This window comes from Neobacillus sp. Fa239, assembly GCF_055395235.1.
Genome location: NZ_AP041611.1, coordinates 1,639,782 through 1,652,507, shown reverse-complemented (window position 1 = coordinate 1,652,507; position 12,726 = coordinate 1,639,782). Strand labels below are relative to the sequence as shown.

12 protein-coding genes are annotated in these 12,726 nt (G+C 43.4%); all 12 read right to left on the bottom strand.

The window, feature by feature from the left end; all coding sequences use genetic code 11:
* Positions 1–57 precede the first annotated feature (57 nt).
* The 12 genes from ACZ5XR_RS07880 to ACZ5XR_RS07825 all read right to left on the bottom strand — a co-directional run bounded on the left by ACZ5XR_RS07880 (position 58) and on the right by ACZ5XR_RS07825 (position 11,874).
* On the bottom strand, positions 58–537 hold the full coding sequence (locus ACZ5XR_RS07880; RefSeq protein ID WP_464501109.1) for a GNAT family N-acetyltransferase: 480 nt from the start codon (positions 535–537) through the stop codon (positions 58–60).
* Positions 525–2,045 carry a M81 family metallopeptidase gene (locus ACZ5XR_RS07875; RefSeq protein WP_464501108.1) on the bottom strand — a complete coding sequence of 507 codons (1,521 nt, stop codon included), beginning with the start codon at positions 2,043–2,045 and terminating at the stop codon, positions 525–527. The genes ACZ5XR_RS07880 and ACZ5XR_RS07875 overlap by 13 nt, the downstream gene beginning before the upstream one ends.
* 34 nt (positions 2,046–2,079) lie before the next feature.
* A complete protein-coding gene (locus ACZ5XR_RS07870; RefSeq protein WP_464501107.1) occupies positions 2,080–3,540 on the bottom strand; it encodes an aldehyde dehydrogenase family protein in 1,461 nt (486 codons plus the stop codon).
* Between the two features lie 37 nt (positions 3,541–3,577).
* Positions 3,578–4,873, bottom strand: coding sequence for an aspartate aminotransferase family protein (locus ACZ5XR_RS07865; protein WP_464501106.1), 1,296 nt, complete (start codon positions 4,871–4,873; stop codon positions 3,578–3,580).
* Positions 4,857–6,242, bottom strand: a complete 1,386-nt coding sequence (locus ACZ5XR_RS07860; protein ID WP_464501105.1) for an aminotransferase family protein — start codon at positions 6,240–6,242, stop codon at positions 4,857–4,859. The genes ACZ5XR_RS07865 and ACZ5XR_RS07860 overlap by 17 nt, the downstream gene beginning before the upstream one ends.
* On the bottom strand, positions 6,230–7,420 hold the full coding sequence (locus ACZ5XR_RS07855) for a thiolase family protein (protein ID WP_464501104.1): 1,191 nt from the start codon (positions 7,418–7,420) through the stop codon (positions 6,230–6,232). The genes ACZ5XR_RS07860 and ACZ5XR_RS07855 overlap by 13 nt, the downstream gene beginning before the upstream one ends.
* Positions 7,420–8,082 carry a 3-oxoacid CoA-transferase subunit B gene (locus ACZ5XR_RS07850; protein ID WP_464501103.1) on the bottom strand — a complete coding sequence of 221 codons (663 nt, stop codon included), beginning with the start codon at positions 8,080–8,082 and terminating at the stop codon, positions 7,420–7,422. The genes ACZ5XR_RS07855 and ACZ5XR_RS07850 overlap by 1 nt, the downstream gene beginning before the upstream one ends.
* A gap of 1 nt (position 8,083) precedes the next feature.
* A complete protein-coding gene (locus ACZ5XR_RS07845; protein WP_464501102.1) occupies positions 8,084–8,740 on the bottom strand; it encodes a CoA transferase subunit A in 657 nt (218 codons plus the stop codon).
* Between the two features lie 188 nt (positions 8,741–8,928).
* On the bottom strand, positions 8,929–9,258 hold the full coding sequence (locus ACZ5XR_RS07840) for a DUF3870 domain-containing protein (protein ID WP_464501101.1): 330 nt from the start codon (positions 9,256–9,258) through the stop codon (positions 8,929–8,931).
* Positions 9,259–9,435: 177 nt separating this feature from the next.
* A complete protein-coding gene (gene pdxS, locus ACZ5XR_RS07835) occupies positions 9,436–10,317 on the bottom strand; it encodes a pyridoxal 5'-phosphate synthase lyase subunit PdxS (protein ID WP_464501100.1) in 882 nt (293 codons plus the stop codon).
* A 587-nt stretch (positions 10,318–10,904) separates the two neighbouring features.
* Positions 10,905–11,168: a hypothetical protein gene (locus tag ACZ5XR_RS07830; RefSeq protein ID WP_464501099.1), complete on the bottom strand. Its 264-nt coding sequence runs from the start codon at positions 11,166–11,168 to the stop codon at positions 10,905–10,907.
* Positions 11,158–11,874 carry a conserved phage C-terminal domain-containing protein gene (locus ACZ5XR_RS07825; protein ID WP_464501098.1) on the bottom strand — a complete coding sequence of 239 codons (717 nt, stop codon included), beginning with the start codon at positions 11,872–11,874 and terminating at the stop codon, positions 11,158–11,160. The genes ACZ5XR_RS07830 and ACZ5XR_RS07825 overlap by 11 nt, the downstream gene beginning before the upstream one ends.
* Positions 11,875–12,726: the final 852 nt, after the last annotated feature.

Sequence of the window (12,726 nt, the reverse complement as noted above, 5' to 3'; positions counted from 1 at the left end):
ATAGGTAACATATTTTTACAGATTTAATTGACGTGTTCTCCCCTGCTCATTACTTAATTAAGAAATAAGGTACTCCATATAATAACGATTTTCCCCTTGGCCAAATTCATCGGACCTCGTCTCTTTTATGGCAAATCCTACTTTTTCATATAACTTCACGGCTGCCTCATTTTTAACATTGACCGTTAGGCAAACCTTGCGAAATCCATCTTGCTTCAAAATGGGATAAATCTCCTGTAAAAATATTTTTCCGATTCCTTTCCCCTGCTGGTCAGAGCGGACATAAAATCCAAAAATATAGGCTTTGTGAATATCCTTGTAATCTCTCATTAGTTCGCAAATTGCAATCGGCCTTGGGTCATCTGATTGCCAATATTGAATCAGTTTTCCGTACCGTGCCAGCGGAATAAGCGTTTGTTCATCTACCGCGCCTAAGCCCGGAAAGGCATCTTTTTCAAGCTCCATCATCATGGTCAGCTGTTCCGGCTTCAATGAAGCGGGTACTTCAACAAAATAGGATTTATTTAGTGTCTCCACGTTTCTTTCCTCCTCTGTTCGACTTCATATTGGATTTCATCAAGCGGCCAAACGGGCCTTGGAATATGACGATAAGTAAAAGTGGTTAAACGATTGGATGCAACCCCAGGTGCATCCACATAAATAATGGGGCCCACAATCGGCTCAAAAGCTGCGCGAAAATGATTTTTCGCTTTTAATCCAATTAATCGCTTTGCCTGCGGCTCAAGGCCAATATGACGAAACATTTCTGGATCATTTGCTGACATCGGTCTTCCAATGAGGAGGATATCCAAATGGCCCACACGAATATGAGCGGCTCCCTTTAAATCTACTTTTAAATGCTGGTTGAAGGGTCCGGAATTGTAGAATATACCGTCTGATAAGGCAACAACCGCAGCTTCAACCAGAACAGGTTCCCCGAATTCAGGCGATATTTTTCCCCCAAGAGACAACGACACCTTGTTTCCGACTCCTGCTTTACGGCAAGCTTCAATTGATTCGGGATCATAGAGTCCTCCGAACAACGTATTAGGCGTATTCCTTTGAATCATTTCACGTAGCAGCCCGGTTGTATCCCCGCTGCCACCGCTTAAGGGATTATCTGAGATATCAGCCAGTACAATCGGTTTGTCATCTACTAACGAGATTGCCTGATTCATTCCTTCTCTAACATCTAGCAAATCCATGATAAATTCTTCTCTTACACTCCAAAACAAGGAGGCTAGCTTTTTCGCTGTCTCTTCCCCTTTTTGCGGATGACGTGAAACAACTAGTATACTTGCCCCAGCCATGGGGATATCGGAATAAGGAAAACCGCCAAAAACAGACACATTATAAATAGCATCATCTTCTTCGGCTTGTTTCGCCCACTCTATCATTTTGTGCATCGGCCCCTCTGCCGTTCTCATATTAATAGAAGGAGGCATCATCGGTAATTTTTCAAAGGCAGCATAATAAGATATACCTTCCTTTAATTGCTTTAATAAGGCGATCGCCGCCTGAACCCCTTGTTCATACATGTCAATATGCGGATAGGTTTTGAATCCAAAATGCAGCGGTGTGTAATCAATCATTTTTGCACTTAAATTGGCGTGCATGTCCAGGGTTGTAGCAATTGGAACATTGGGCCCGATCACCTCACGGATTTTTCCCAGCAAATGCTCTTCCGGATCAAAGAGGTCCTCCACAACCATTGCTCCATGCAGTGCCAGCAATAACCCGTCCAGCCTTCCCGCCTGCTCAATGGATTCCAGCATTTGCTTTTCGATGATCGAGTAGGCACTGCTTGAAACAACACCTGAGGGAACCGCGGCCGCACAAAGAAGCGGTATGATTTGAACATCCTCTTGCTGTTTCAAAACATCTAGAAACCCGCCAACTTCCGTTTTCGTTCCAGAATAGGCATCGTAAATTTCATCGCCGATAAAGTAGCCTTCATTATAAAAATGTTCAATTTCAGTTTTCATCGGGCTAAAACTGTGGGATTCATGGTAAAAGAAAGCTATACCAATACGATGTTTCCTCATTTTCTCCCCCCTTTGTAAAAGACATGGTTCTTGATCAATAGTTGGTATAGATTGACTTCCACTCGGTCATCACATCGAATGCATGATGAGAAACTTCGCGGTGACCGTTTCCGGACATTTTCATCCCGCCAAACGCAACACCCATTTCAGCATTGGACGTCCCGTTATTAATATAGACAAGTCCGCTGACCGCTTCCCTTGCTGCACGGTTCGCATAATGCAGGCTCTCTGTATAAATAGAAGTCGATAACCCATAAACGGTCCCGTTATTGACCGACATGGCTTCCTCATAAGAGTCCACTTCCATAATGGCGAGAACAGGACCAAATATTTCTTCCTGAGCAATGGTATCGTTCTGTTTTACATTTTCAATGATGGTCGGCGCATAGTAGTACCCGCCTAATTCTTTCACCCGCTGACCGCCCCACACCATTTTTCCGCCTTCTTTTATCGCTGTGCTTACATATTGCTCTACTGTCTGAAGCTGATCTTCATTTACTAGCGGGCCAACTTGAATTCCCTCTTCTAATCCATTCCCTATTTTCATAGATTTTGTTAATTCAACCACTTTTTGAACGAGCCGTTCCTTCACTGCCCGCTCGACAATGACACGGCTTGCCGCCGTACAGCGCTGACCGGTTGTCGTAAACGCTGATTTTACAATTCCGTCTGCCGCCTTATCCAGATCCGCATCCTTTAAGACAATCACGGCATTTTTTCCGCCCAATTCCAATGAAATCCGCTTTAACGTTTTACTGCTCTTTTCAGCCAGCTGTTGTCCAACTTCTGTCGAACCCGTAAACGAAATGACTTTCACATCCGGATGATCGGCAAGCCTTCGCCCAACTTTACTACCGGAACCAGTAAGCAGGTTTACTACCCCTGAAGGCAATCCCGTTTCCACTAAGATTTCCACGAAAATCTTGGCCGATAATGCCACCTCTGAAGCTGGCTTCCATACGACGGTGTTGCCGGCAATCAAAGCCGAAAAGATCTTATAGGAAGCAAGGGCAACCGGGAAGTTCCAAGGTGTGATGCACGCTGCCACACCGAGAGGTTCACGAACCATTCTTACGTTTCGGTCGTTGAATCCTGCAGGCACCGTTTCCCCAAAAAGGCGCCGTCCCTCGCCTGCCATATATTGAGCAGTGGCGATGACCACTCCCACTTCGCCCAAAGATTCCGTTAGAACCTTCCCCATCTCCATCGTCATGACACGGGCCAGTTCCTCTCTCCGCGCTTCAAATAATTGACTTGCTTTTATTAAATACGATGCCCGTTCCGGAATAGGGGTGTTCTTCCACTTTGAATAGGCTTCGTCTGCGGCTGCTACTGCTTCATCCACTTGCTCCGCTGTGGCAGCTGCACATCTGCCAACAAGTTCCCCTGTTGCCGGATTTAAACTTTCAAAATAGGACTGTTCGGGTGATTTTACCCATTCCCCATTTATATAAAGATCCCCGTGAAGAATATCTGTTTTAATTTGACTGGACATAACCTTTGCCTCCTTTTTACGCTCTTTTAAAACAAAATCAGTTTCCTAAAAGGGTTTCCGTCATTACATTTTCTAAAATCGTTAAACCTTTATGGAGCACGTCCTCCTCTATATTAAGAGGCAGCATTAATCGGATCGTTTGTCCGCTCACTCCGCAGTTCATCATAAGCAAGCCTTGTTCCAATGCTTTTGATTTGATTCTCGGTACATACAATGGTGCGGATTCTGAATCGAATTCAATCCCGATCATCATTCCCACGCCTCTTACATCGATAATGCCAGGTAAATGTCCGACCGTGTCTTGAAGGCGGCTGACAATCGCCGCACCGAGTTTTGCACTGCGCTCTACCAACATTTCTTCCTCAATCACCTCAATATTGGCCAAAGCCGCCGCACATGAAACGGGATTTCCTCCAAATGTCGAACCATGACCTGCAGTCGGCCATTTTTCATGTAGCTTCCGGCTCGCTACAATCGCCCCAAGAGGCATACCGCCAGAAAGGGCTTTTGCCAATACTAAAATATCAGGAGTCACATTGGCATGCTCTGCCGCAAACATTTTACCTGTACGGCCGAATCCTGTTTGAACCTCATCAAAGATCAGTAAAATACCGTGTTCCTTTGTAATCTTCCTTAACGCTTGTAAAAAGCTTGGCGGTGCCGGATAATAGCCGCCTTCACCCATGACAGGTTCAATGACGATCGCCGCAACACGTGAAGGATCGACTCGTAAATCGAATAATTTTTGAAGCTGATTCAAGCAATATTCTTCGGTTTCTTCCTTTTTAATGTTTTTCAACTGGCTTGGATAAGGATATGGAACATGGTACACCTCACCTAAAATGGGTTCATAATAACGACGGTATTTAGAGCTTGATGCTGTAATCGCTGTTGCCCCTAATGTACGGCCGTGAAATGAGCCTTCAAACGCAATGATCGCGGGTCTGCCGGTGGCCGCTTTTGCCAATTTTAGCGCACCGTCAATCGCTTCAGCTCCCGAATTGGAGAAAAAGACCGTGTCCAGATTTCCTGGTGTGATTTGGGCTAGTTTTTCCGCCAAATTCGCTGCCGTTTCATAGTAACCATAGTTCAATCCAAGATGGATCAAGGCTTCTGCTTGCTTTTTAATGGCATCAACCATCTTTTGGTTCGTATGTCCGACTGCATTGACCGCCACTCCTGAAACGAAATCGATATATTCCGTTCCATCTGTCGTCCAAAATTTAGCGCCATGCGCTTTTTCAATGACTAACTCGGTGACCCTTGTCATGACCGGTGAAAGATGCTTTTTTGCTTTTTCTTGAATTTCTTCTGTTTTATTTCGTAATTTCATATACCTCGCCCTTTCGTTCCTGACTCTTGAATAGTGTCAATGATTCGTCTAATATTCTCACAATCTCATCTATTTCTTTTTTCGTTGCATTTAAAGGAGGGCTGACGATGAGGTGTTCTCCCTTTGTGCCATCAATCGAGCCGGCGCCGGGATAAAAAACAGCACCGAGCTCCATCGAAATTCCATTCAATCGTTCAGCCGCTTTTTCAGATGGATCAAACAGCAGATCAAGCTCCCGATCCCTTACAAGCTCGATACCGATTAAAAGCCCTCTGCCACGAATATCAGCTATATAAGTATGTTTTTTCTTTAACTCTAAAAGAAGATTGAAAAGGTAGTCACCTTGTTTAATGACGTTATCCAATACCTCTTCCCGCTTGTATACGTCCAATGCGGCAAGTCCGGCAGCCACCGCTACTGGATGCCCGCTATAGGTGTAACCATGTATAAATTTCCCATCACTGTTTTGGATAAGCCCTTCGATTACCCGATCATGAACAATCATTCCCGCCAATGGGGCATATCCTGCTGATACCCCTTTTCCAAAAGTGATAATATCGGGCGTAATTCCAATCTGCTCTGTCGCGAAATTGGTTCCAGTACGGCCGAATCCCGTCATCACTTCATCAATAATGAGGACGATTTCGTAACGATCACACAGTTCCCGGACCTTCTCAAAATATCCTGCTGGCGGCGGGACTGCACCTTGCTGACTTCCGACAATCGGTTCAGCAATAAATGCCGACACGTTCTCAGGTCCAAGTTCCAAAATGGTTCTCTCAAGGTCCGTTACGCATGTCCAGTTTTGATTAGAAAGACAATCATTAAGCTGGCGATTGTATGGACATCGGTGGCAGTACGGTGAAGAGACATGGGCATAGTTTAATAAATTAGGAGTGTAGGCATGTCTTCTTTTCACGTCCCCTCCTGCTGATAAGGAACCAATCGTGTTTCCGTGATACGATTGCCACCGACCAATTACAATATGTTTTTGGGATCTTCCGGCATCCCGATGATATTGCCTCGCCAATTTCATCGCGCTCTCATTTGCTTCGGAGCCACCGGTTGTAAAATACACTTTATTTAAATGATCGGGGGCCATTTTTCCGATTGTTTCAGCCAATTGGTGCAATGCTTTTGTCTCGAAACGCATGGTATGGACGAAAGCGGCTTTTTTGGCTTGATCTGCCATTGCCTCCCCAATAGAGGAGATCCCATGGCCCAAGTTGGCTGCAACCGCTCCTGAACAAGCATCCAAATATTTTTTGCCATTTTCATCAATGAGATAAGACCCTTCACCATGCGTAATGATCGGGTACTTCTTATTTAAATCACGATGAAACACGTAGTCTTTTTCTATTCGCTCCATCTTTCCACCACCATTGCCATTCCTAATCCTCCAGCGACACAAAGCGTCGCCAGGCCAAATTGCCGTTTTTGTTTTTCAAGCTCGTGACATAATGTAGTGACAATTCTGGCACCGGTGCAGCCTAGGGGGTGGCCTAAGGCAATCGCCCCTCCATTGACATTTACGTTGTCACCTTTTATGCCCCATTCTCTTTGACACGCCAGACTTTGCGCTGCAAATGCTTCATTTAATTCAATCAAATCAATCTCTTCTAAACGAAGGCCTGCTTTTTTTAAAGCCATTTGGGATGCAGGAACAGGACCGATCCCCATTTCTTTTGGGGATACGCCTGCTGAAGCAAAGGAACGAATCCTTGCGAGTGGGACCACTCCAAGCTGTCTCGCCTTTTTCTCTGACATCAACAATAGCAGCGAGGCCCCATCATTTCTCCCAGAGGAGTTTCCTGCCGTAACCGTACCATCCTTTTGAAAAACGGGATTTAGTGTTCCTAACTTTTCAAGGTCCGTCAATCTTGGGTATTCATCTATGGCAAAGTGTCTGATTCCATGTTTCCTTTCCATTACCGGAACAGGAACAATTTCTTCTTCAAAACGGCCCATTTCAATCGCACGTTTGGCTTTCTGCTGGCTTAAATAAGCAAATTCATCCTGTTCACGACGGCTAATCTTATATTTTTCAGCGAGCCATTCAGCGGTCTGCCCCATTGTGAAGCGGCCGTATATTTCCTCTGGCTGGGATTTTGGCTGACTTTCCGTATTCGAATCATACAAAGTCATATCTCCTATATTGGGGCCAAATCGTGTACCAATCGTATAGTGAGGAGCCTGCGACATACTTTCTACTCCACCCGCTAAAACCACTTCCGCCTGGCCGGTTAGTATGGACATCGCCCCATTTACGACTGCCTGCATACCGGAACCGCATTGACGATGTACGGTATAAGCAGGAATTGATTCAGGAAAATGGGCACGTAAGGCTGCCACCCTGGCAATATTAGGAGCATGGGCACTCTGCTTTGTTTGGCCTACGATTACTTCATCGACTATATTGGCACCGTAACCGGCAGCTGAAAGATTATTTTTCATAATGAGGGCCACCAGCTCTTCTGGCGGTGTTTTCGCCAGTGAACCGCCGAAGCTGCCAATAGCCGTGCGAAAGGCATTTACGATTACAACCACTACACCGTCACCTCATTGTCTATATGAAAAGACTTAGAAACATGGAACGGTGCGTCCGTTTTTTGTTGAACTTCCTCAAGGGAAACTCCAGGTGCCAGCTCCATTAGATGAAGTCCATCTTCCTTAACGGAGAACACAGCCAATTCGGTAATAATTAAATCGACCGTTCGTTCTGATGTAAGCGGATAGGTTAATTCCCTGACAATTTTTGGACCTCCCTCGGAATTGGTATGCATGGTTGTAACAATGACCCTTTTGGATCCTTCTAATAAATCCATTGCCCCGCCTACACCGAGAACACTTTTTCCTGGAACGGCCCAATTGGCGATCCGCCCAATCGCATCTATTTGGAGCACACCAAGAATAGAAACACTTACATGCCCTCCCCGTATCATGGCAAACGAGGATGCGCTATCAAAAAAGGAAGAGCCTTCTAAAACAGTTACAGGCAGTTTCCCTGCATTGACAAGATTTTGGTCAGTTTGCTCTGGATCAGGTGAAGGACCTACTCCGAGAATGCCGTTTTCCGAATGTAAAAAAACATTTATATCTGATCGAATATAATCAGCCACCAGTGTTGGAATGCCGATTCCCAAATTGACGATATCACCATTCATTAATTCCTTTGCAGCTCTTGCAGCAATGTATTGTTTCACATTCAAACTAGTTCCCCTCCTTTACTACGATGTAGTCCACGTATAAATGCGGGGTTACAATTTCTTCAGGGGAAAGCCCGCCTGCCTCGACTAACTCATCCACCTCTGCTATCACAACCTTCGAAGCTGTTGCCATCATCGGATTAAAGTTTCTTGCCGATTTGTTGTAAATGAGATTTCCTAACTGGTCCGCGCTTTTAGCCTTAATAAAAGCAAAATCCGCTTTAATGGGCTCCTGGAATACATATTTTTTCCCGTTAAGCGTACGCTCTTCTTTGTTTTCTGCGATTTTCGTCCCCACGCTGACTGGTGTATAAAACCCTCCAATGCCCGCACCCCCCGCTCGAATCGCTTCAGACATCGTTCCCTGCGGGAGAAGCTCCACTTCCAATTCTTTATCCTGATACGCTTTAACAACTTCCGGGTTCGATGTAAAATAGGAACCTATCGCTTTTTTCACTTTTTTTTGCCGGACTAATACGCCAAGACCTTTTCCAGGTTCCCCCAGATTATTACTAATAATCTCTAAGTCTTTGACTTCCGTTTTAGCTAATGCCGCTATCAACTCTAGCGGACTTCCCACAAGGCCAAATCCCCCTACCATAATCCGCGAGCCGTTTTGAACTTTTTTTACTGCTTCTTCGCAGGTAATCAGTTTGCTCATGTTTTCCCCTGCCTTTCCATTGACGATTGTGTGTGCTAACAATTCGGAAATAGAAAAAACCGAGCAAAACATAAATCCTTTATAAAGAATGCCATGTGAATGGCGATTCCCTACAAAGTGTTCATGTCTGCCCGGTTTTAATAAGACCATGGGAAGAGGTCATCTTCCCACTTTATTATAACCAAACGTTATGTATTTTCTTGCTTCACGTTATCCCAGTAACGTTGAACTGCAGCCTGAAGGGCGACAATGATCGCTTGCTGGGATGGAGCAAAATAAAAGCTTTGAATTCTTTGAATCAGAGGCTCCACACCATCTTGAAGGGGGTAGCCTATCAGCAGTTTTTGAAAATGATTTTTCGTTAATTCTGTAACGAAAGTAAATTCGGCGTTGATAATTTTATGTTCTTTCGGATCCACTTCGAGTACAATTCCCGCATGTTTATACATTTCATACATGGAAGTTCCCTGTGGAGCCTTTGCATACCCTGTAACAATAACTGTTTCCAGTGTTTGCATGCCCCTAAACCTCCTTTCAAAACTAACTGATCATTTTCTAATCACGAGTATAAGGGTCAGCCAAAACAATGTCAATACAAAAATTCAAAATTTTCAAAAAGGTAAAAGCGCTTTCAAGTTGGTGTAATTATTTTCGTAATATAAGATTTATTACATATCAAACCTTAAAAAAACTCCTTACCAACCACGTTCCTGCATACGTGCTTCCGGTGCTAATGTTGAAATCTCGATACCCTTCATTGGGGTTCCAAGGTCTTTGGAAAGCTCAGCAATCAATTTGTAATCATGATAATGAGTGGTTGCTTCCACAATGGCTCGTGCAAATTTAGCAGGGTTTTCCGATTTGAAAATACCTGAACCTACAAATACACCATCTGCCCCAAGTTGCATCATAAGTGCGGCATCTGCAGGTGTCGCGACTCCGCCCGCTGCAAAATTTACAACTGGAAGACGGCCTAAACGTTTGATTTCAAGCAGTAATTCAAATGGCGCACCTAAAAGCTTCGCTTCCGTCATCAGCTCATCTTCTTGCATTCCTACTACTTTTCGGACCTGTGCATTCACCTTACGAATATGTCGAACAGCTTCTACGATATTACCTGTCCCCGGCTCTCCTTTTGTCCGCAGCATGGATGCACCTTCACCAATCCGGCGGGCAGCTTCCCCTAGATCTCTACATCCGCATACAAAGGGAACGGTATAATCACTTTTTAATAAATGGAATTCTTCATCAGCAGGTGTTAATACTTCACTTTCATCGATATAGTCAACACCCAATGCTTCAAGTACACGAGCTTCTACAATATGGCCGATTCTAGCTTTCGCCATAACCGGAATGGAAACCGCATTAAGTACTTCTTCGACGATTCTCGGATCCGCCATTCTTGCCACTCCGCCAGCTGCACGAATATCAGAAGGAACCCGCTCCAATGCCATTACAGCTACCGCCCCTGCTTCTTCTGCGATTTTTGCTTGCTCTGCATTCACAACGTCCATAATAACGCCGCCCTTTTGCATTTCAGCCATACCTCTTTTTACACGGTCTGTACCTGTTTTCATTTGAATCCTCCTAAATAACGTATTTATTTCTATAAAGTTATAAAAATAGTGATAGAATCTTCACAGTTATCGCTATTTTCACTATTATTAATGCAATTTCTGTGCCAATAGTGATAAGGTCGATTTTCAAGGTTTTTATGATGCCCATATGCCAATTTTTTTGGCACTATCTGTATTTTTTTTCACTTTAACTGCAAAAGCGGTAGATACCCTAAAAATGAATTTGAAATAGGGGAAAAAAGCAGAGCATTTAACTGTCAGTGCAAAAAAAGAGTGCAAAGTAATTATCATTACGGTAATTACTTTGCGCTAATTAACCAATTAAGGTATTGGGTATATTCGGTTGCCTGAATTACTGGATGAACTGTCTCTGGCAAAATTGGCCGCCGACGGCAGCTAGCGTAAGCGCGTCCTGTTATATTCTTTGTCAAAGAGTGGTACAAAAGATGGCACAGGTGGTAAAATCATATGGCCGTAATTATGTCTACTCTTTAAGGTACATTTTATCAAGGCTAATATAGTCGATAGGATTGTTGAACAAAATCTATTGTACAAAAATATTCAGGGCAGACATGGAGGCATACTACCTACCAATCTTCTTCCCCTGCAGTAAAATCGAGTACAAATTCATGTCTATTACGTCCCTCCGATAAATTCTGGACCAAATCACTAATCTTTGGTGCATGCGGAGATTCTTCCACAAATTTCAATAGATTCTTCTGTACATCATCATACGAATATTTCTGCAGGATTATGTACCAGGCATCCAGCTTATGTTGATCAAACTGAAACTTTTCATAATAAACTTGTATAAGGTCCATCAACTTATAACTCTCTTTCTTATTCATCAAGGTTAAAATCCTCCTCCGTTAGTCTCTTCTTCCCTTCCTGCTGATTGAGATAAGACTCAAATTTTGTCCCAAACAATGTCTCCGGCCGCAGGAACTTATTCCAAGCTGGATCGGACTTCCAATCAGCTGCCTTCAAATCGATGACTCTATTAAAATCCTCCAGCGTAAAACCTTCTCTATATCTGGCATGAATCAGTTCCCTCGTTTTAATAGAACTTAGTTTAAAGCTCTTTCCCGTCTTCTCATTCAAATAGCCAATAATTTCATCATAGGGAATCACCTTTTTCACAGATGAATGGTCTGCCGATTCCTTCATCTTCTCCGAATCTTCCTCAGGTGCTGTTTCCTCTATGGGAGTAACTTCACTCGCGGGCAGGCTATCTTCAAACTCCTGCAATTTTTCATAGTCAATGCTGTACCATTTTGTCTTATCCATTTTCATCTGATTCCAGTTTTCAGATAGAAGTAATCCTAGCATCTCTAACGAGCGAATTGTCCTCTTAATCGTACTCACAGACCAAAATGGCAGCTGCTTCTGCCACTCTTCATATGTATTATAAACCCAGGTTCTCCCCTCAATATTATGCTTGCTAATTCCAAGCCAATAATGAATTTGCTGCAATACCACTGCCTCATTTAAACCAATCTTAACTGCCAAACTAGGAATAATCATGACCGGACTTTCATTGACTAATAGCTTACTCAACTGAACCGCTCCTTTAATGAATTTTATTACAGGAACTAAGGCTGGTCGTAAGACTCAAGTAGCCCACCGATTGGTTCAAGTCCCTTCACTTGTTATATAGAAATAAAATCGGAAAAAGGACAGGTTCTTTAAAAAATATTTTTGCTTGATGGAATTTGAAATGGAAGAGGAGCTATTATTTCTTCTTTGCCGTAATCTTTGAAGTACTCTAATGAAGAAATCTATGGTATTGCTTGGTTCAACAAGACTATCTCTACGTGCCATTCTGAATCGAACCCAACCTCAGGATGATCGAATCAGCCTGGTCATTTTGTGCTGATGCAGGATTCATAAAACCTGCCGTAAGGAAATGGATGATAAAAGAGGCTTCCCAAAAGTTCAAAGAATTAGTGGAAAACCTCTAATTTAGATCCTTAATAGCGAAAATGTTACCCTTTTGTTACCCTTAGGTTTTTCAAGCTATAAGAATCCCCTTATATCAAAGGGAATCCGGTGACATGATAACATCATGCCGCACGTGAGTTTAGAGTGTATCGTTAATGAAGGGTGCAAAAAGTCCGGCAAATCAACGTTTTGGGTATTTTTGTCTGCAACATTTTTAACGGGGATTAACCGTTTTTCAAGTTCTGACGATAGCAAAATGTAAGCAACTTCAAGCTGATATCTGTAGCATTTCCCTCTACACTCAACATGTGTCGTATGTAGAAACACTTCTTTTTGAATACAAATCCGAAATTTACTTTTTTGAACATAAAAAAAAGTTGCAAATAATTATAGCAACTTGTAATCATATAAAATATGGCGGGACTGCGTGGGAATCGAACCCACCAGACCTGGCACGCAGGTCTCAGG

Excerpts from the sequence above, each read along its gene's own strand:
- ACZ5XR_RS07875 (WP_464501108.1), bottom strand. The coding sequence starts at position 2,045 with ATGAGGAAACATCGTATTGGTATAGCTTTCTTTTACCATGAATCCCAC.
- ACZ5XR_RS07870 (WP_464501107.1), bottom strand. The coding sequence starts at position 3,540 with ATGTCCAGTCAAATTAAAACAGATATTCTTCACGGGGATCTTTATATA.
- ACZ5XR_RS07865 (WP_464501106.1), bottom strand. The coding sequence starts at position 4,873 with ATGAAATTACGAAATAAAACAGAAGAAATTCAAGAAAAAGCAAAAAAG.
- ACZ5XR_RS07860 (WP_464501105.1), bottom strand. The coding sequence starts at position 6,242 with ATGGAGCGAATAGAAAAAGACTACGTGTTTCATCGTGATTTAAATAAG.
- ACZ5XR_RS07845 (WP_464501102.1), bottom strand. The coding sequence starts at position 8,740 with ATGAGCAAACTGATTACCTGCGAAGAAGCAGTAAAAAAAGTTCAAAAC.
- ACZ5XR_RS07840 (WP_464501101.1), bottom strand. The coding sequence starts at position 9,258 with ATGCAAACACTGGAAACAGTTATTGTTACAGGGTATGCAAAGGCTCCA.
- pdxS (WP_464501100.1), bottom strand. The coding sequence starts at position 10,317 with ATGAAAACAGGTACAGACCGTGTAAAAAGAGGTATGGCTGAAATGCAA.